The sequence below is a fragment of the Microcoleus sp. K5-D4 genome, assembly GCF_036704575.1.
Lineage (GTDB): Bacteria > Cyanobacteriota > Cyanobacteriia > Cyanobacteriales > Microcoleaceae > Microcoleus.
The window spans coordinates 20,878-41,272 of sequence record NZ_JAUBSD010000068.1 but is presented as its reverse complement, the minus strand read 5'-3'; the positions used below and the strand labels follow the sequence as shown (position 1 = coordinate 41,272).

The 20,395-nt window shown below is 45.5% G+C and carries 15 protein-coding genes; 9 read left to right on the top strand and 6 right to left on the bottom strand.

Annotated elements, in window-relative coordinates; all coding sequences use genetic code 11:
* Positions 1-83: 83 nt before the first annotated feature.
* Entirely contained in the window at positions 84-1,934 is a 1,851-nt protein-coding gene (locus QUA77_RS19995; RefSeq protein WP_333452028.1) for a TM0106 family RecB-like putative nuclease, read from the bottom strand.
* A gap of 95 nt (positions 1,935-2,029) precedes the next feature.
* On the opposite strand from QUA77_RS19995, the gene QUA77_RS19990 reads away from it, so the two are divergent.
* The 3 genes from QUA77_RS19990 to QUA77_RS19980 all read left to right on the top strand — a co-directional run bounded on the left by QUA77_RS19990 (position 2,030) and on the right by QUA77_RS19980 (position 6,699).
* Positions 2,030-3,181: an aminotransferase class V-fold PLP-dependent enzyme gene (locus QUA77_RS19990; RefSeq protein WP_333452027.1), complete on the top strand. Its 1,152-nt coding sequence runs from the start codon at positions 2,030-2,032 to the stop codon at positions 3,179-3,181.
* Between the two features lie 96 nt (positions 3,182-3,277).
* Positions 3,278-4,891 carry a DEAD/DEAH box helicase family protein gene (locus QUA77_RS19985; protein WP_333452025.1) on the top strand — a complete coding sequence of 538 codons (1,614 nt, stop codon included), beginning with the start codon at positions 3,278-3,280 and terminating at the stop codon, positions 4,889-4,891.
* On the top strand, positions 4,888-6,699 hold the full coding sequence (locus QUA77_RS19980) for an ATP-binding protein (protein WP_333452022.1): 1,812 nt from the start codon (positions 4,888-4,890) through the stop codon (positions 6,697-6,699). The genes QUA77_RS19985 and QUA77_RS19980 overlap by 4 nt, the downstream gene beginning before the upstream one ends.
* A gap of 312 nt (positions 6,700-7,011) precedes the next feature.
* On the opposite strand, the gene QUA77_RS19975 is transcribed toward QUA77_RS19980, so the two are convergent.
* Positions 7,012-8,265, bottom strand: coding sequence for a ferrochelatase (locus QUA77_RS19975; protein WP_333452021.1), 1,254 nt, complete (start codon positions 8,263-8,265; stop codon positions 7,012-7,014).
* Between the two features lie 579 nt (positions 8,266-8,844).
* Here QUA77_RS19975 and QUA77_RS19970 point away from each other — a divergent pair.
* From QUA77_RS19970 to QUA77_RS19955, 4 genes are all read left to right on the top strand, one after another.
* Positions 8,845-9,429, top strand: coding sequence for a hypothetical protein (locus QUA77_RS19970; RefSeq protein ID WP_333452019.1), 585 nt, complete (start codon positions 8,845-8,847; stop codon positions 9,427-9,429).
* Complete coding sequence (locus tag QUA77_RS19965; protein WP_333452017.1) at positions 9,422-10,147, top strand: DUF3120 domain-containing protein; 726 nt, start codon at positions 9,422-9,424, stop codon at positions 10,145-10,147. Before QUA77_RS19970 ends, QUA77_RS19965 begins: the two co-directional genes overlap by 8 nt.
* 195 nt (positions 10,148-10,342) lie before the next feature.
* Positions 10,343-11,191 carry an alpha/beta hydrolase gene (locus QUA77_RS19960; protein ID WP_333137970.1) on the top strand — a complete coding sequence of 283 codons (849 nt, stop codon included), beginning with the start codon at positions 10,343-10,345 and terminating at the stop codon, positions 11,189-11,191.
* Positions 11,192-11,299: 108 nt separating this feature from the next.
* Positions 11,300-12,517, top strand: a complete 1,218-nt coding sequence (locus tag QUA77_RS19955) for a pentapeptide repeat-containing protein (protein WP_333452015.1) — start codon at positions 11,300-11,302, stop codon at positions 12,515-12,517.
* A 166-nt stretch (positions 12,518-12,683) separates the two neighbouring features.
* Here the strand turns inward: QUA77_RS19955 and QUA77_RS19950 are convergent, their stop codons facing one another.
* From QUA77_RS19950 to ggt, 3 genes are all read right to left on the bottom strand, one after another.
* The gene (locus tag QUA77_RS19950) at positions 12,684-12,848 is read right to left on the bottom strand and encodes a hypothetical protein (protein WP_333452013.1); all 165 of its coding nucleotides are present in this window, start codon (positions 12,846-12,848) and stop codon (positions 12,684-12,686) included.
* A 206-nt stretch (positions 12,849-13,054) separates the two neighbouring features.
* Positions 13,055-13,936: a choice-of-anchor L family PEP-CTERM protein gene (locus QUA77_RS19945; protein WP_333452011.1), complete on the bottom strand. Its 882-nt coding sequence runs from the start codon at positions 13,934-13,936 to the stop codon at positions 13,055-13,057.
* A gap of 521 nt (positions 13,937-14,457) precedes the next feature.
* Positions 14,458-16,182, bottom strand: a complete 1,725-nt coding sequence (gene ggt / locus QUA77_RS19940) for a gamma-glutamyltransferase (RefSeq protein WP_333041523.1) — start codon at positions 16,180-16,182, stop codon at positions 14,458-14,460.
* A gap of 994 nt (positions 16,183-17,176) precedes the next feature.
* On the opposite strand from ggt, the gene QUA77_RS19935 reads away from it, so the two are divergent.
* Both QUA77_RS19935 and QUA77_RS19930 read left to right on the top strand, forming a co-directional pair.
* A complete protein-coding gene (locus QUA77_RS19935; protein WP_333041521.1) occupies positions 17,177-18,208 on the top strand; it encodes a glycosyltransferase family 2 protein in 1,032 nt (343 codons plus the stop codon).
* A gap of 569 nt (positions 18,209-18,777) precedes the next feature.
* On the top strand, positions 18,778-19,545 hold the full coding sequence (locus QUA77_RS19930; protein WP_333452030.1) for a DUF1350 family protein: 768 nt from the start codon (positions 18,778-18,780) through the stop codon (positions 19,543-19,545).
* A 15-nt stretch (positions 19,546-19,560) separates the two neighbouring features.
* Here the strand turns inward: QUA77_RS19930 and QUA77_RS19925 are convergent, their stop codons facing one another.
* Positions 19,561-20,079, bottom strand: coding sequence for an ATP-binding protein (locus QUA77_RS19925; RefSeq protein WP_333041519.1), 519 nt, complete (start codon positions 20,077-20,079; stop codon positions 19,561-19,563).
* Positions 20,080-20,395 lie beyond the last annotated feature (316 nt).

Sequence of the window (20,395 nt, the reverse complement as noted above, 5' to 3'; positions counted from 1 at the left end):
GGCTTTTCGCTCATCTGACTACATTACCATATTTTTCGGCTCTCTGCGGAACTATTTTTTACCTGAATCCTTACATCTAAAAATCACGGCTCATGATTCAGCAAAAAATTGGTCAACCAATCTTTAACTATGTATGTAGCCCGACAGTCGTCCTCATTGTACCGGACGATCGCCTCCAAGAGCGATCGATCGCCAGTTTTGAGCCAATCGTCGTACCAGCAGACGCACTGAGCACCATTAGCCTTAGCATCTCGCCAGTCAAAACCCAGCCAGCGGGCAATTGGTTTGAGTGCGTAACTTTCCACCGGCATAATCGCTTTTTGCGTCACTTGTTTGTGAATATCTACAAACCGTTTCAGCACGGGTTTCCACAAATAAGCTGGAGTATTGTAAAGTTTAGCCAGCCGCTTAAAAGTCTTGACTTCGTAGTCGCAAAAATGGAAAATCGGAGCAATGGGATAAGTCCACATTAATTCTAAAAATTGCTGCCATATGACACCTTCCTCTGCTGCTGATTCTGCTAAAAAACCGTGAAACTTTTCCGTATTGTTGCATCGGTCAACAACTAAGACTCCGTGGAGGTAATCTAAGTTTAACTCGGGTTCCGCTTCAATGTCAAAGTAGAGTTCGATTGGGGCGATCGGCAAAAAGACAGATTGGGAATACGGAATTGGTTTCTTGCGGAGAATTGGCGCAGGTATAGAAGATGTCGCAGGTTTATTTTCTATAATTTTTACTTCCTCAACTGCGATGTCATTCAAGATATTGTAGACAATATCTGGGACTATTTCAGATGAGTTAACTCCTTCTGAATTCTCACTTCTACGTTCTTCTCGCTCGTTAATCGGTGTATCCGTGTCAAAATCCGTGTCGTGCCTTCCTTCTTCCTTCTTCCCTCTTCCTTCTTCCTTCTTCCTGACATCCGTTACATCCGTTACAAAATCCGTTGCCGAACTTCCTTCTTCCCGCAACAGCGGTTGATTTAGCAAATGCGATTTAGCTTGCTGCACCACATCAAAGGCAACTCTGTCGGGGAATTCTGGATACTCAGCAAGCAGTTCGGAACTCGCATTAGCGAGAGCTTCTACATCAGTAATTTCGAGAGTTTTTAGTCTAGCATAGCGGCTGGCAGTAACTCCCGGCAATAACGAAAGATGTTTAATAGATTCGGCTTCGGCGTGACAGATAGTATACCAACCGCAAAGATTGCACTTTTGCCGGGAAATGAACACCTCTGGTTTATCCCGATTTTCTATCATCTGAATGCAGTTGTCTAAAATCTCGAACATCTGAGGAGTTCGCTGGTCGAGATTCACCGACCACAGCCCTTTTTTTCGCAGCATCAGCCACGCAGTGGCGGGCATTGTTTCCTGTACGGAAGCTAAAACTTGGGCGTGAAAAGCTGCGATAATTTGATACTCTTGTTTTGGTCGCTTGCTAAGCCAAATATCGGCAGTAATATAACTCCAATTGCCAAATTTTGATTGTCCCGGCTGTTTGATTAATAAATGGGGACGGCCGATCAGGGTAATGTTGGAAGAGTGAAGATTGGAGGATGAAAGATCAACGGGAGTTTCGGGGAGTTCGCCAAATTCGGGGAAATATTGACTGTAAATTCCTACCAGAGAAGTTGTTGTGGCGTTGGTTTTGCCGAATTCGCCCTGGATCAGAACTCCTCGGTAAATGCGATCGACCCCTTGCTGCATTAAACTCAATGTAGCGGCCGCGCCAGCTTCCCAATCCCCTCTAGGATAATATGGTTGTTGGTAAGTCTCGTTTTCCAAAGCTTGCTGCTGGTATGCCGCGCTGTCACGCATCAGTTTCAGCAAAAAGTCGCTGGGGGGATCTAGTTGTTTCCAGTCTCCGCAGGTGTCTAAAAATGCTCGGAGATGGCATCGCTGATAGGAAAGTAGCAGTTTGTCAGTTATTAACATTTAGTATTCGCAAGGCATAGAGTATCAGGCAAAAGGTATAAAATTCACAGCATTAGTTATTCAATATTAACGCTATCAATAATTCCCCAAAAAAAATGACAAAGGACAATCACCGGCAACAATTCCCAGCTTTGGCCAATAAAGCTTATTTTAACTACGGCGGACAAGGGCCGCTGCCTGAGCCTGCTTTAGAGGCGATTTATGAGGCTTACAAACGGGTGCAGCTTGGGGGGCCGTTTTCGGGGGAGGTGGGGGCTTGGGTGGTTCAGGAGGCGATGCTGACCCGACGTGCGATCGCATCTGAGTTGACGGTACCTCCTGAAACCATCGCCCTGACTGAAGATGTCACCGTCGGCTGCAATATTGCGCTGTGGGGCATTGACTGGAAAGCAGGCGACCATTTGCTGCTTTCTGATTGCGAACACCCCGGCATTGTAGCTAGTGTAATGGAACTTCAGCGCCGTTTCAACATTGAGGTTTCGGTTTGTCCGTTGGCGGCAACTTTGAATGAAGGCGATCCGGTGGCGGTGATTGCTGATAGTTTGCGGCCAAATACTCGCTTGTTGGTTATCAGTCACATTTTGTGGAATACTGGCCAAGTTTTGCCTCTGGCTGAGATTGTGAAAGTATGTCACCAAACAGGAGTCAAAGTGTTAGTTGATGCGGCTCAATCTGTGGGGGTTTTGCCTTTGAATTTGATTGAATCGGGGGTTGATTTTTATGCTTTTACGGGTCATAAATGGTGGTGCGGCCCGGAAGGTTTGGGCGGGCTTTATGTGAGTGCTGAAGCTTTGGCAGATTTGCATCCGGTGTTTATCGGTTGGCGGGGAATTGTGACGGATGCTAATGCTAAAGTCCTTGGGTGGAAGTCGGGATCGCAGCGCTATGAAATTGCGACTTCAGCTTATCCTTTGTATGCGGGTTTGCGGAGTGCGATCGCCCTGCAACATGAATGGGGTACGATCGAGGAAAGGTATGCAGAAATTTGCCGTTTGAGTAAGTATCTCTGGGAGCGTTTGTCGGAACTTCCCGATGTGGAATGTTTGCGGACATCTGCGCCGGAAGCTGGTTTGGTTTCGTTTCGATTAACTAATGGGATGCCGCACAAAAAGCTTGTCGATTTGTTGGAAAAACAGGCAATTATGGTAAGGACTATTCTTAATCCTGATTGTGTGCGGGCTTGTGTTCACTATTTTACCACTGAGGCGGAGATTGATAAGTTGGTTGGGGCGATCGCAAATCAATAAAGTTAGCTAGAGAGCTTACTTGGCAGCGAAGATAATGAGCTGCCCTGCTTAGCTTGTTAGCTATGACGATTATTATATATACGAGGGGTGCATCCTTTGAATTTTGATGAGATACTGTCACGAGCAAGTGAAGAAACGCTAGAGACTCTATTTGGCAGTTCAGCTTTCAGTTTAGTGAAGCTTTTAGATATTCGCCTAGCAACTCCCACTAATCTGCGTGAAGTCTTGGTGAGTATTTACTCTCGTGAAAGCCTGCTTTTATCAAAAGACACTCGCACTATCCTATTTGAATTATTACGACCCAAACAAGCGGAAATTCTCGCTACAATTTTGTCAGCTTCAGACAATGAAGATGTCTTTCAAGCGCTGAAAGAAGTCAAAATACGTCGCGGCTCAGATCGCGAACGTGCCCTTTTCGACTTTTTTGAATTGGTTGTGCCCTCAACTGAGGAATCTGAAGAAACACCCTCATCGGATCTGGCTGCACCTCAATACGCTTTGTTTGCTCATCAGCGTAGTGCAGCAGGCAAAGTCAAACAGTTCCTCCAAAAAGAACCTCGGCGTGTTCTGCTTCATATGCCCACCGGATCGGGAAAGACACGCACGGCAATGCACATTATCGCCGATCGCCTGCGATCGCAAGAGCCTACTTTAGTCGTATGGTTGGCATACAGTGAAGAACTTTGCGAACAAGCCGCCGCCGAGTTCCAACGCGCCTGGAGATATTTAGGCGATCGAGATTTATCCGTCTATCGTTTCTGGGGAAACCACGAACTCGATCTTGATCTGGTGCGGGATGGCATAGTAGTTGCAGGTCTTTCCAAGCTTTACAGTCGTGCTAAACGTAGCATCCAATTCATTAACAAATTAGGTTATCGGTCTTCTCTTGTCATTATTGATGAAGCCCATCAAGCAATTGCAGAAACTTACAAGCTAGTCCTCGATTCTCTCGTTTTACCATACGAACACACAGCACTGCTTGGGTTAACAGCTACACCAGGCCGCACTTGGGCAGACATTAGTGCTGACGAAGAGTTAGCTGAATTCTTTGCACAGCGCAAGGTTACTTTGGAGGTTCCTGGCTACGAGAATCCAATAGACTACCTAGTGTCAGAGCAATACTTGGCACGAGTAGAATACCGACCTTTGCTACACCAGAGTGGATTGAATTTATCTAATAACGACTTGAAGCGTATTGAAGAAGAGTTAGAGTTACCAAAAAATATCCTGACTCGCCTAGCTCAAAACGAACAGCGCAATCTCCGCATTATTTTGGAAATTGAAGATATGGCAAAGACCCACAAGCGTATTTTGGTGTTTGCCATATCTGTAGAACACTCAAAACTTCTAGCCGCTGTGCTGAAAGCTAGAAATTGGCAAGCATCCGCTGTAACTGCCAAAACTCCTGCTTCAGAAAGAGAGCGAATCATTGCGAGGTTTAAAGAGGACAGTCCAGAAACTAAGATTATCTGTAATTATGGCGTTCTTACAACAGGATTTGATGCCCCGCGAACCAGTGCCGCCGTGATTGCTCGTCCCACCAAGTCGCTTGTTTTATACAGCCAGATGGTTGGACGTGCTATTCGCGGACTTAAAGCAGGTGGCAATGAGCAAGCTGAGATTGTTACTGTAGTAGACACAGACTTACCTGGCTTTGGCAGTGTTGCCGATGCTTTTAACAATTGGGAAGACATTTGGAGATTAAAATGACGAAACAACATGATATTGTTCCGGTACATTTAGTTGTTCAGGCCATGCGTGACAACGGTTATAAAAACGCTGCCTATGCACTAGCAGAACTGATAGATAATTCTATTCAAGCGAAAGCTACTGGGGTAGAAGTTCTCTGTGCTGAGAAAGAAACTCAGCTAGAACAGCGCCGTCGTTCTCGCATTCATCAAATCGCTGTTTTAGATAATGGAAGCGGCATGGATTCCACTGTTTTGCGAATGGCTTTACAGTTCGGCAACGGAACCTATCTAGCAGAAGACAAACATACAGGAATGGGGCGCTTTGGTATGGGGTTGCCATGCTCTTCAATTTCCCAGTGTAAACGGGTGGAGGTTTGGACTTGGCAGAGTGGTGTAGAAAATGCAATTTACACATACCTAGATTTGAAGGAAATCAAAAACAAGCAGCTTACTGAAGTTCCCGAACCTCAGAAGCGCCCTATCCCTGAGATTTGGGAAAAAGTCACAACAGGTTTTGGAGAGACGGGAACATTAGTTGTCTGGTCAGATATCGATCGCTGTATGTGGAAGACTGGTAAGACAATTATCGAAAATTCCGAGTTCGTGATTGGACGAATGTATCGAAAATTTTTAGATACTCAAGAAGTAGTCATTCGTATGGCAACTTTTGATATTAATGAACCTACCAAAATCATGGTAGAAAAATTTGCACAGCCGAACGATCCGGGTTATCTCATGGCAAAGACTTCTTGCCCAGATCCTTTTGACAAAACGCCAATGTTTCATCCGTGGCCAGAAGAAAACAGCTATGAGACAACTGTTACCATTGAGTTTCGTGACCACGATCACGAAGTAAAAATTCGTTTTTCTTATGCTAAGGAGGAAGCCCGGCCAGGAAAGACTCCTGGTAATCTCCCGCATGGAAAGCACGCTGGTAGGAATATGGGCGTTTCAGTCGTTCGAGCAGGGCGTGAATTGGAACTAGACGAGTCTTGGGCACAGAAAAGAGCTACAGAGCGATGGTGGGGGGTCGAGATAGAATTTCCCCCAACACTTGACGACTTGTTTGGGGTCACTAACAATAAGCAATCTGCCCGTAACTTTTCAGAACTGGCGAATCTAGATATCGAATCCATGCTAAGAGATGGAAAAACAATTATTGAACTCAAAGAAGAACTAATCCAAGAAGGAGACCCCAGAGGCCCATTAATAAACCTTGCTTATAAGCTCCATAAAAATATAGCAACTATGCGAAATCAGATTAAGGCACAAATGCCTGATTCACGCAGTGGACAAAAGCGGCATCAAGGCCCTTTGGCCGAGAAAGTGGCAACTGAGGTGACAGAAGAACGGAAGAAAGAGGGACACCAAGGGCAGAGCGACAAGGATGAGTCACTTCCTTTAGAGGAGCGAAAGGAAATTATTGAAAGCAAATTAATAGATAGAGGTGTTCTGCCATCTGAAGCTGAAGAGTTAGCTGCAAAAACCGTTTCTGATGGTTTGAAGTACACTTTTAGAAAAGCAGATATAGAAACTGCTGCTTTTTTTTCTGTGGAAAGGGGAGGAGGTGCAATTATGATATTTTTGAACGCTAACCATTCTGCCTACAAAAACCTTGTCGAAGTTTTAGAAGAAGAGGTAGAAGGCGTAGATCCTGAAACACTTCGCTCTCGTCTAACAAATTGTCTCGAAGGTTTGAAATTGTTATTGATGGCTTGGGCGCGGTATGAGGATGAGCAACCTGATGGGCCCCGGCGCAATAAGGCACAGGATGCTCGTGTTGATTGGGGACGGGTGGCTCGACAATTTCTTGAGGGTGAGGAATAACTGAAGGTTCTCTCGTTGTTTAACTAGGGGTTAGGGGTTTAACATTAGTGACGGATATTGTGCCACTCTGTACCCACTTCCCAAAGTAAACCAGTTAATTATATTTTCCAGGAACCGGAAGAAGTGCGATAAACCAGAGAGTCAGAAGTTCGATCGCCCCTTCTCCAAAAACACAAAGGTCGATCGCCCTTTTCACCCAAATTTCGACCTACGCACCCCAACAAAAGAAAGCGGGTCTTTCACTAAATCTGCCATTTCCATGCAGTATCTTCGCAAAAAACCCGGTTTCTGAGCTCTCAGGCCCAAGTTTTATTAGTGACTATGCCCGTGCCCGCCATGAGAATGCCCGTGATCACCATGAGAATGCCCACCATGAGAATGCCCACCGTGAGAATGTCCACCGTGATTGTGTCCGTGATCGCCATGAGAATGACCGTGATCGCCGTGAGAATGGCTGTGTTCGCGGTGTGTGGAAGCCAAACTCGGATTAACAGCAACCGCAGTCTCACTCAACAACGCTTCAATCTGCGGATTTGCCCACTCGGCCGCCATTTTCAGAAACTCTGGATGGTCATTCACGCAAGGTAATTTGCGGTAAGTAACTCCTTGACGCTGTTTCTGCAAAGACTCAATAATGTGGTCTACATCTAACAAAGTTTCGTGATTTTCTGTCGCAAATCCGATCGGCATAAAGACGATCGCAGTTGCACCCAAATCAATCAAATTTTTCGCAGCCAACGTCGCATCCGGCTGCGTCCACTCAATCAGCGGCGTGTCGTGATTCAGCCAACCTACCGAAATCAAAGGATAGCGATACATCAAACGTTCCCGCACGCGATCGTACAAAGCTTGACTTTCCACAATTCCCGAAGTAAAGCCCTTCGCTTTGTGCGGACAACCGTGATTCATCAGCACAATCCCAATCTGAGAAGGCAAATGCGCTACAGCTAAATCGTTCTTAATTTCCTCTTCAACCAAACGCGCCATCAAATCGATGTAAGCAGGTTCATCGTAAAAAGAAGGAATGTAGCGCTGTCCTTTTACCCAATGTTCCTTACCATCAAAGGTTTGTGCTAAAGCTTTATTCACCTGTTCGACTGCAATGCCGCTGGTGAAAACAGAATCAACAACCAACAGCGGATAAATCAGAATTTTGTCAAATCCTTCTGCTTTAATTTGCGGAATTACTTGTTCCGGCAAAAACGGCGCGCAAAAGTTAAAAGCTTTGAAAACTTTTACTCGATCGCCCCATTTCTCCTGTAAATTCTTTTCAATCCCGGCGCGCTGCTGTTCAAAAATAGCATTGTGCGGCGAAACAAATTGACCGTGTTGGTGACTCCACTCGTGCAAGTCAAAGATTGCTAAAATCTTCGCCAGCGGCGGATAAATCCAAAGCGGTACTGGCGCAAACTTTGCCGTAAGCAAATTTAAAGCTTGTTCGTTGTAGTTGGCAAAATCGTCGTAGCTTTCGACTTCGCCGTAACCCATTAGCAATACAGCAACCCGATCGTTACTTGCGGGTGCTGCAGATGTTTTGTACTCGATTTTTTCTGGAGAAGCAACCACTTTGTATTCCTCAATTTTATTTATTCTAAGAGATCCGGGCAGGATGAAGGGTGAATCGGAGATTTTTCATTGTTTGCGATCGCACGACTGACGTGCGCGGGGCTGATTCCCGGTTTCTTGGCCCATACTTCCCGGTCAAACCTCTTATTTATCCTAGAAACCGGATTGATGAGCATCAGTCCTAAGTCGGTTTTTTGACCCTGACCCGAAATTCGTAGGGCAGCTAAGCTGGCAGGCCTCTAATTTTCACAATCCTGTTTGTTTAAGCTTTTGTGGGGTCAGCTTCGACGCCGCCGGAAAAGTTAAACCTAAATACAGAACAGCTTAAAACTAGAATCAGCCTTTGCTAAGCTTGACAGGAGATGGGGCGGGGGGGGATAAGTTTCATGTTTTCTTAAGACTCCCTTACCTTGCCTCAGATTAATGCGGTTTGGAGCGTTCCCAGCTTTTAACTTGGGGGGATACTCTTCAAACTTGACTCTATTATAAGTTTAACACCCTATCCCCTGGGGTAGTATATGATATAGTAGCTATATGATAAAGTTATGTTGCGAACTATATTAACTTTCTTGACGAACTATGAGACTGGTAATTTGCCCCGGAGTCCACGAACAAAAGCTAACCGACTGTTTCCTGGCGGGACTTTCGGGGCTTTGGGGACTGGCAGCCGATCGCCAAAACCAGCAAATAGTCGATCGTGTCAAGATTTTTCCCGCTCATAAATATCCGCCTTTTTCAGCTCTTGACATATTTAACTTTTTGTGCGGCGAAGAGTTAGGAGGAGAAAGTCTAGTATTTGTCAGCTTTTCGGCAGGAGTAGCCGGGGCGATCGGGGCGGCTCTTCTGTGGCAGCAACTCGGCGGCAAAGTCGGGGCATTTTTTGCCTTAGACGGTTGGGGAGTACCCCTGGGGGGCAATTTTCCCATCCACCGCATCAGCCACGATCGCTTTACGCATTGGAGTTCGGCAATTCTCGGTGGCGGTGGAGAAAGCTTTTATGCAGATCCCGCGATCGAACATTTGGATTTATGGCGAGATCCCCAAACGGCAAAAGGCTGGCACGTCAGCCAAACCGCCGCCGGCATTGAGACTGTCGCACCCACAACCGCAGCAAAATTTTTAGTCCACCTATTGAAACAATACGGAGTCCAATCAGTTGTTTAATCTTAATTTAGTATCATCCGCGATCGCACCTATTGCCACCATTGCCCGCCTCGACAATTCTGTCACTTCAGGCACAACAAACACCATCAAACAGTGGTTGATATTTAGTGCCTCAGCATTTTTAGTCTCAATTCCAGTATTCGTGCAAGCACCGTTAGTGCGTTTATATCCAACCATCAGTTTGCTGTCAACTATCCCCTGGTTCGTTCTGAGTTTAATTCTAATTTTTCGCCCCAAAACACAACTTTGGGGAGATTTATTATTAGGATTTGCCGGATGTTGGCTGGCAGGTTCTATCTATTGGGGCTGGTTTAGATGGGAACCTATTTTACATCTACCTATAGAATCAATTGGCTTGCCTTTTGCTATTTGGTGCTTGGGCAAATCTTGGGGAAAAGTGGGCGGCTATTTTTATTTAGGTTCGCTCTTGGGCACTGCGATTACTGATTTATATTTTTATTTAACTGGGTTGATGCCCTACTGGCGGCAAGTGATGCACGCGGAACCGGAATTAGCAATGCCGATTTTTCAAAGTGCGATCGGTCAAATCGAAACTCCTTGGGGCATAGGTTGGGCTCTCGTTTTAATCGCTGTGTTGCTAACAGTCGGTTTGCTGAGTTTGCGCGATCGAGAACTGCACTGGCGCGCGTTTAGTGGCGCGGTGTTAAGCACTCTTTTGGTAGATGGTTTATTTTGGCTGGCTGCTTCTGCAGCTTAAGATTTATGATTGGTTGCTATGTTGGTAATTTTTGACCTCAGATGTGGGCGGATTGACGCAGATTAACGCAGATTTTTTTGATGGATGTAGTCTTGAGATTCCTGACTTTTTAAAGAAGTCGGGAATTTGGGTATTTACTGAACAATTATGAGTTAAAATCTAAAATCTAAAATCTAAGAATCCCAAATCAATATCATGTCTTTCATTTCAATTCGCGGTGTAGAACATTATTACGAGTGGATAACGGCAGATAACACGGCCCAACCTAGCGGGAAACCAGTGATGGTATTTCTGCACGGCTGGGCGGGCTCAGCGCGCTACTGGGAAAGCACGGCACGGGCTATTGCTGATGATTTTGATTGTTTGCTCTACGATATGAGAGGTTTTGGTCGATCGCCCTTGCCAAAAGAGCCTCCTGAGTCCAGCTACGAACTCGAAACCTACGCCCGGGACTTAGCTGAATTATTAGAAGCTTTGAATTTAAGCCGCGTCTTTCTCAATGCTCACTCCACAGGTGCATCAATTGCTACTTTATTTCTCAACCTTTACCCCGAAAAAGTAGAAAAAGCAATTCTCACTTGCAGCGGGATTTTTGAATACGACGAAAAATCTTTTACAACTTTTCACAAATTCGGTGGCTATGTGGTAAAATTTAGACCCTCTTGGCTGGCATCCATCCCGTTTGCCGATCGGCTATTTATGGCCCGGTTTTTGCGCCGTTCCCTGCCCACAGAGGTCAGTCTGGCGTTTCTCAAGGATTTTTTAATGGCAGACGAGCAAGCTGCTATAGGTACAATGGTGACGGCCGTCAGCAAAAGAGCCGCCGAGGAAATGCCCCAAGAATTTGCGCGGCTGAGTGTTCCCACACTGCTTGTGGCCGGAGAATTCGACCAAATTATCCCCGCCGTCATGGGAGAGCAAGCAGCCTCTCTCAGCAAAAAAGTAGAATTTGTTATAATTCCGAATACGGCTCACTTTCCGATGCTGGAGGATGCCGCAACATACTTGCAGCGAATTCGAGAATTTTTGCCAGCAGCGGCTTAGCTGAGTTATTGTTCATCTAATGTACGATCGGACACGCAAGCTTTGAGAACGGCTTTTGCTCCGATCTTAATTTTTAATTCCTAATTTCTTAAAGCGAAAGGTGGTACAATGAACGACCTCGACCAATACTATAAAGTGCTGGGACTGTTGCCGGGAGCTTCCAGAGAAGAAATTAGCCAAGCCTACAAGGATTTAGCGTTCATTTGGCACCCCGATCGCATCCCCAAAGACAATCCCAGACTACTACAGAAAGCTGAAGAAAAGATTAAGGAAATTAATCAAGCTCGCGAAAAATTGCGATCGATTCAACCAAGAGGTCAGAATCAGAACGTTCAGCAAAAACATACTCAGCACAAACACACCCAGTACCAAAACACCCAGCACAAATACACCCAGCACCAAAACACCCAGCAACAAAACGCTCAGTACAGAAACACTCAGCAACAAACTACCCAGCAACAAAACGCTCAGTACAGAAACACTCAGCAACAAAATACCCAGCAACAAAATACTCAGTACAAAAACACTCAGCAACAAAATACCCAGCAACAAACTACCCAGCAACAAAATACTCAGTACAGAAACACTCAGCAACAAAATACCCAGCAACAAACTACCCAGCAACAAACTACCCAGCAACCCAATACTCAGTACCAAAACACTCAGTACCAAAACAATCAGCAACCCAATACTCAGTACCAAAACACTCAGCAACCCAATACTCAGTACCAAAACACTCAGTACAGAAATACTCAGTATCCAAACACCCAGCACCAAAACACCCAGCCACCACCGGCCAACCCTAAAGAACCCCGCTACTCTTCTGAACCCTCTTCAGGAAAATATCCTGGAAATTATCCGGGAAGCTATGGGGGAAACCCTGCAGGGCCGTATTCAGAGGCGTCCCGCTACCAATCGCAGCCGCCGCCTTCTCAGTCTTACCGCCAAGCTGGGCCGCAAGCTCCCGATTTAAGCGGTTCCAACTTCAAAGGAGCTTCCTTAAAAGAAAAGGATTTTTCAGGAAGAAACTTGAGCAATGCAAACCTGAGTGAAGCCGACTTAAGTGATGCTTTTCTACACAACGTCAATCTCACAGGCGCGAATTTGCATCAAGCAAACTTGTTCAGGGCCAATTTGTTAGGAGCTTGTTTGATCAATGCCAACTTGAGAGAAAGCAACTTAATCGGAGCCGATTTGAGCGGTGCTGACTTGAGCGGTGCTGACTTAACAGGAGCGAAAATCGGTTACGGCGATCGAGTTATGGTCAAACTTACCCGGACTACATTAACAGGTACAATCTTACCCGACGGTACTGTTCATAGCTAAATTATTTAGTTTTTAGTGAGTGATTGTAGACGCGGGTTTTACCTGCAATATTTGCTGCAATTCCAAATACAAAAAAATCCGCCCTTTGCGAATTTGGGATAAAAACTTATATTCTGTCAGCTAGAACAACCGCAATAAAATTGGTTCGTAGTGAGGGCGTTCGTCGTCAGAATTGTATGAGGACTTGCATTCCTCGCTGCGTACCCATAATGGTTAAATTACTTGACATGATATTACGCGATCGCGATCGCACAAACCGAGTTTTTTTACCCGGTTCAAGAACTGCAACAAGGTCTTTTCGTTCATCAAACCGCGTTTCTGTCTCCAACACGGCTAATCGAGATTCATATTACAGCAACCGCCAAAATGGTTCCTGTTCTGTTTTTTCCTTCTTCCTTCTCCCTTCTTCCCTTCTTCCTTCTTCCTTCTTCCTTTTATCCGTTACATAATCCGTTGCCGAACTTTCTTCTTCCTTCTTCCCTTCTTCCTTCTTCCTTTTATCCGTTACATAATCCGTTGCCGAACTTCCTTCCGTTATTAATTACTTCCGCCACGGCGATTGCGTAACTTTCGTCCAGCAGCCAGCATAGCGCCTCCCGCCATCAAACCCCCCACAGTCATCGGTTCGGGAACCGGCTCAGCTTGAACCGCCTCCACAGAACCGCCTTTAATAAATACAGCAGAATCTAACTTGCCATCGCCCACATCTTTAATGCGAATGCTGAGAACATTCGTCTGATTTTGCTTGAGCAAACCCTCAAAACCTAAAATTTTAGTAAAACCGTCGAGCTTAACGATGTTAGCAGCAATACCTGTCAAACTAGGGTTGTCAATATAGTCTGAGTGATATGTAGAGCGATTATATGGATCGGGAACAAGATTATTAATAGTAACTGTTTTTCCGTCGCTCAATTTTGCCAAATTAGTGCCGTTCAGTAGCAGTTCAAAATCGTCATTAAATGCAGAATTGCCGAACTCAGGAAACTCCTCAGAAGCAAATACATATTGAAAGACTAACTTTTCGACCGTGCTATTAGCAAAAAAGCTGAGGTTTAGCTGAGTCAAATCCCCCTCTTCACCTTCAGGTCCAAAGTCTGTGCTTAAATCGCTGATCTTTGTGGTCGTGAAGTTATCTTTCCGATTCTTACCCCGTATATCTGCGACTTTACCAGTGCTCAGAACAACACCTGATGTCAAACCGAAGGGGTCATTAGTGAAAGTACCAAAAGCAGCCGAATTACCTGTAATTGAAACAGAGAAATTACTCAAACCGGCTGTATTAGTCCCCAATAAATTATTTTTTAAAGTCTCAGTGTTATTAGTTGATCCTACCGAAAATGGCATTGCTGGCCCTGCCAACAAACTCAGAGCAGTAGTTAATGTAGCTGTTAAGGCAGCAATTTTGTGAGTAATTATCATAAATTTTTCCTGGCAGATACAAACCTGATCCTATGCACAACTTAATTTTTACATTATATGAGTATCAATGTCTAGTGCCTTTACAATAACTTTACACATAAGTGTATATACGCTTTTTGTGGTTTACTTTTTTAGTAATTCTTGGCAATTAGTCAGCCAATAAACATCAGCGCAAAAATACGGATGCAAAAATACACGTACACAGACTAATAATTTCAGTAATTACGCACTGGAGACAAAATAAACCTGGTTTTGATACCTTTGGTCATGTCCAAAATGACTAATCACTAATGACTAATCACTAATGACTAATAGCTAATGACTGATGACTCATGAAAGATGACCTCGTAAAAAAAAACTATATAAGCCCCCAATTCCTGTCGTAGAGAGATCAAAATTTTTGACCCTAGTTCAACATCCCAGATTCATCTCTGGAGTAAATCTAAAATTTTTCGACTGAGTGCGACTCGACGGCTCGCCGAAGGTCTAAAATCTAAAATCTCTAATCGACTACCTGATAACTAAAACCCCCTTGCTTCTCCTTCGCCGCGCCGATCGGCAGCCCCTTCCAACCAACCGTCTGCAGTCAGGACGATCGCATTGGCATTGCCCCAGCCATCACCTTCGACAATCTGGTGTCCCCGCCACCGCAACTCCGAAAGCGTCGCAGCCTCAAAACCTCCCCGTTCCACCCTCAGGCGATCGGGCTGCCACTGGTGGTGTATCCGAGGTGCAGACACAGCATCGCCGACATTCATGTCGTAAACCAATACGTTCAGTACAATTTGCAACACGGTGGTAATAATTGTGCTGCCTCCGGGAGCCCCCGCAGCGAGGCGAAATTTGCCATTTTCTGTCACGATGACCGGCGTCATGCTCGATAAAGGAGTTTTCCTCGGGGCGATCGAATTTGCCTCCCCGCCCACCAAACCAAACAAATTCGGCACTCCCGGCGCGGCTGCAAAATCATCCATCTCGTTGTTGAGCAAAATTCCCGTACCCGCCGCCACGACTCCAGCCCCTAAGCCGCCATTCACCGTAAATGTCAAGCTTACTACATTGCGCTCTTTGTCAACTACCGTGAGGTGGGTAGTTTCGGGAGACTCCCACACAAAGTGGCTCAAAGTTTCAGGGTCAACAGCTTTTACCTCTCCCGAAGGTCGGGCTTTTGACATTTGGATTTGCGATCGTCTCAATTTGGCATAATTGCTGTTAGTCAGAGCTTTGACCGGTACACTCACAAAATCCGGGTCGCCCAAATACTCAGCCCGGTCAGCATAGGCAATCCTCATGCTCTCCGCCAGCAAGTGCAAAGTATCTGGACTTTGCCTCCCCAACCTCTTGAGATCCGAATCTCCCAGAATATTCAAGATTTGCAACAAATGAACGCCGCCGGAAGAAGGAGACGACATCGCGCAAATTTCGTAAGCGCGAAAGTTGCCGCAAACCGGATTCCGCCAAATCGGCGTATAGTTTTTCAAATCTTCGAGAGTGATAATGCCGCCGTTTTTAGCCATATCGGCAGCGATCGCCCGCGCAATGTCCCCGGTATAAAAACTCTGCGGATTTTCACCAATCTGCCGCAAAGTCCGCGCCAAATCCCGCTGCACCAAAAGCTCACCCGGCTGGTATAAAATGCCACCACGAGTAAAAACCTCCCGCGCCGCCTGGTTTTTTTTGAGCACGTCCTCTCGTCGCCCGGTAGCCGTGGTAAAACGCGAACTTACCGAAAAGCCTTTTTCTGCCAGGGCGATCGCCGGCGCCACCACCTGGGGCCAAGGCAACTTACCATACTCGCGGTGCACCGTATAAAGTCCAGCAACAGTGCCCGGAATACCCGCCGCCAAATGCCCGTCCAGACTTGCCCTTTGGCGCACCTTGCCTTGCTTGTCGAGGTACATATCCCGCGTCGCCCGTTTCGGAGCTCGTTCCCGGAAATCCAGCGCTTGCACAGTCCCCGTTTCCGCCCGCCGCAGCAGCAAAAAACCCCCGCCGCCGATACCCGCCGAAAAAGGCTCCACCACCGAAATCGCCAAAGCCGTAGCAGCCGCCGCATCCACTGCATTGCCTCCCTGTTGCAGCACGGCCAGCCCCGCAGCGCTCGCCAGAGGGTGAGCAGAAACTGCCATCCCCTGTTTGCTGCGCTGCTGCTGCAAGGTTGCCTGTAGCTGCTGGCAGCCACCCAACACCCAGACTGTTAGGCAACAAGTATAAATTTGCACTTTGCTCAAGAAATTTGGCAACATTTTTTACCGGTGAGGCGAAGATTTTTTACAGTATAATTTTATGATCGTCTTCCCTAAGACCGAGCGGTACTGAGTTCAACTGCAGATAAATTACCTGTTATGGCAGACGGGAACACAATTTGACCCTGGGAGCCTCTCACGGTACAAGAGGAAGAGAGAAAGGAGGAACAGCTTATGGTAACTTAATAAGTAAACAAGTTGGAAAAAGCATCTTTTTTGAGAAAATCCTAATTTCAAAAAAGCTGATGAACGCAGAAAAACGGCGTTGCTGATTTACGGTAGAAAAAACTAAAGATGCAAATCATATAAACAGTATTCACAAAGCTTCGGAATTTTAAATTTATTTTTTTTGCTAGCCTATTAAGCAACAGCAAAAAAATCAGTATAGGTGATTGCTATGGCAAGCCAACACATAGCAGACTTAGCATAGCCGTTTTTGGGCAGTTGTTCGACTGGTTAGTTAATCAATAAAACAGGATTTACCCAATTTTGCTCTCAAGTTCGATTAAATAATTATAATTAGGTTGGTAGTGAGGAATCAAATTCCTCCCTCGCCCGCCCCTGGAGCATGACAAACAATTTTATGCTCAGCGATTAACCGGAATCGCTCTGAGTCAGAAACCAGGTTTTTTAGTAGCTCTATAGTTCTCAAACCAATAATTTTGGGTGAGCCAGGGTTTTTCTGGGTAAGCCGTATTAAAGCAAAAAGATCCATCGAATTTAGGACAACTCCAGTCCCCGGACAAAACCCTCAATCCATCGCAGCCGTCGCCTTTGTGTCAGACAAATTGCCCGCCAAATAAGAGTCTGCACTCGGGCTGCTAAGGGCTGTCCCCTCCTTATGGTAGATAACACTCACGTTGGTAAACCTGTTATATTGGCAGTATGTAGGCAAGTTTCCTGACTACAGGTACTTGCACGTAAATGAGTCAGAGTGTCGGCTTCGATACTATACTTCGGCGAACAACTACCAAACCACACCTTAATGCAAGTTATGAATAGCAAAAAAGTCAGTGTCATCATTCCTGCATTCAATGCTGCCGACACTCTGGCTGAGACAGTTGCCTCCGTACTTAATGGTACTCACAAAAATCTAGAAATTTTAATTGTTGATGACTGCTCTACTGACGCTACTGACCAAGTTGCGGCTAAGCTGGTAGAGCAAAATTCGAGAATTCAATACTTCAGGAATTCCCAAAATTACGGGGTTTCTAAGTCGAGAAATTTAATGATATATCGCGCCACAGGCGAGTATGTAGCGTTTATCGACAGCGACGATACCTGGGAACCCAATAAGTTAGAAGTTTGTTTGAAGATGCTTGCAGACAATCCCGAAGTCAAAGCTGTGGCTCACGCTTTGCGGTATTTAGACAAGCACGGTAAGAAGTTGAGTTATATTCCCACCTATCCTACAACTAAAGCAGAAATGCAGGCGATTAAGGAGACAGGCGAAAGTCCTTGGGTTTTTCCGTCTTCTGTTGTAGTCGATCGCTCTATTCTACTCCAAGAAGGCGGGTTTCCAGAAGATTGGGAGGTAGGAGAAGATACAGAATTATTTACCAAACTTGCTCAAAAGTATGGCTTGCTGGCGGCGACAGAACCTTTGGGAAATTATCGAATTAGAGGGAACTCTCTCACAGATAAGCACTGGCTGAAAAAGCGCATAGCTTCTGATTGTGTCAAGGAAAACCAATTGCGGCGCTTGCGGGGAGAAAAAGAGTTATCACTCCAGGAGTACGAACAGTTATGTTTTAAGAATTTGCCGCTTTTGCAAAGGCTTAACAAATTTCGAGAAGTTTTGGCACTGCACTACATGAGAAAGCTGGGACAAAGTTGGTTAAATCGGGAGGTTTTGCCGACTATTGTTTACGGGGTGGCTACCACAGTGCTCAATCCTCAAGCTACTGTGCACAAGTGGAAATGGATGAAGACTCACGAAAAGTTGAGTCATCAAACCGCAGAAGGTATCAATCACTCGCCACCATTAAACCCCCAGCGATCGTCTGAAATTGGGGGGCTGTCCTAAAGGATGTTATAGTTGTATAGCCTTTCTCAGTAACATGAGGTGCACGCTTGATAAGCGGGCATAGGCTTCCGTGGGCATAGGGAATACCTCACTTTATTGATAACTGCTATATGCGGGTTTAGTCAAGAAATTAGGTGCTGCCAATAAAGCCGAATCGACGCCGATCGCCCAGGGGCGGGTTAATACCTGATATTGGCGTTTTGAGCCGTATTTGACTGTTAATATTCTGTCGGGTCAATTACCCGCACTACCGGCTACAGTGGCTTGCGGTCGTGCGGTGGGGGACAATATAAAAATTTTTGAAAGTCGTGGATGTCAGCCTTGATTTATTCGGCCGCCAGCTTCAACCCTATACAGGGCGAAAATAGCAGCGATCGCCAGCCGTACTATTTGACCCCACAACAGTTAGAATAAATAATATATAAGTAAAAAGGAAAGTTTTGGCCATTAAAAAATGGGTAGCAAACCCCTTTTTGAGGCAGAAAATAAAAGGAAAATTTTATAAAACATTCTGCCTTTTACCTTCAGAGAACGATCGCCTTTTTATTGGGAATTAGATTGAATTTATGATGGACTGGCAAGAAATTTCTGGCAATTGGGTATTAATTCCCTCAAGACCGATCGCGATCGTACATTTTCTCGGCGGTGCATTTGTGGCGACAGCACCGCAACTCACCTATCGCTGGCTGTTAGAAGCTTTGGGGAATCAAGGATATGTTGTAGTAGCAACGCCGTTTGTCAATACTTTAGATCATATTGCGATCGCCCGCGATGTTCTCAACAAATTTGAAAATGCCCTCGATCGCCTGCGCGCCACTAAATTGCTCAAATCTTCCTATCTCCCCATCTACGGCATGGGACACAGCATGGGATGCAAACTCCACCTCCTGATCGGTTCTGTGTTTGACGTAGAAAGGGCAGGCAATATTCTGATTTCTTTCAACAATTATGCGGCATCAGAAGCAATCCCGATCGTCGAGCAAATTTCCCCCGTCTTTAACGTTGAGTTTACCCCGTCCCCGCAAGAGACTAATCGCCTCGTCCAAGATAGCTATCAAATTCGGCGCAATCTTTTAGTCAAATTTAACGGCGACAACATCGACCAAACTCTGCTTTTGACCAAACTGCTAAAAGCACGATTTCCCGACATGATTACAGTTCAGACTCTGACTGGCAACCATCAAACGCCCTTGGGTCAAGATGTTAGCTGGCCTGTGGGTCAAATTTTTACGCCCTTCGATGCGATCGGGCAGTGGGTCAAACAAGAAGTGTATCGAGAATTAAATGAATTAAAACGGACAATTCTGCTGTGGCTTAATCCTCTGTCGCGCCTTTAAAACCCGATGAACGCATTAATCAGAAATTTCCTCTACCACTTCCAAAATATCATCTTCATTGTTCGGCCTTGAGACAGGAGTATAATTTTTGACGATCGACAAACAGTTCCGTCCATCAGCCGTTCTCACATAACTAATACTGTCTGCGATGTCTTTAATCAATTTTAGGCCCCGCCCGCCCGGAGAGTTAATATCGACTTTTTCTGAAATATCTTTGATTTTTTTCTCTAAATCAAACGGATCGCCCCAATCCCAAATTTTAATCTCTAAAGAGTCAGCGAACACAGCCACCTGAATGTCAACAGGCAAATCCGCTGGTTTGCCCTTGTGGGCGTGACGCACAGCATTCGTAAAGCCCTCAGCCAAAGCCAACTGACACCGTATCCACACACTTGTAGGAATTCGCGAGTCGTACAATTGTGCAAACCACGACAAAACCCAGCTTAATCCATTCAGACCTGTATTGACTTGAAGATCCGCTTTTTTTAGCATCGGCAACTTTTCGGAACCTTTTAATTCAATCACGCTCACCACAGAAGTTCTTCATCGCCCGGTGGGCAAAATACAACGAGACACAATACAACCAGATAAAATACAACGAGACCAAGTATAACGGCGGCAAAATTGAATGGTAGTTTGAGGATACTAGCTTTGGTGGGCCCTGGATCAATGTCTAATCCACTAATCGGTTAGGCACTATACCATAAATAGCATTTTCATGTCAACGAGCGCCTGTTGCAAATAAAAGTCTATAAAAATTTATATTCTGAGTATAAACTGAGTGAAGTTCGATCGCGCCAAATTTCTATCAAATTTTAACGTAAATTGAACTCAACGACCCGCTGTCAAA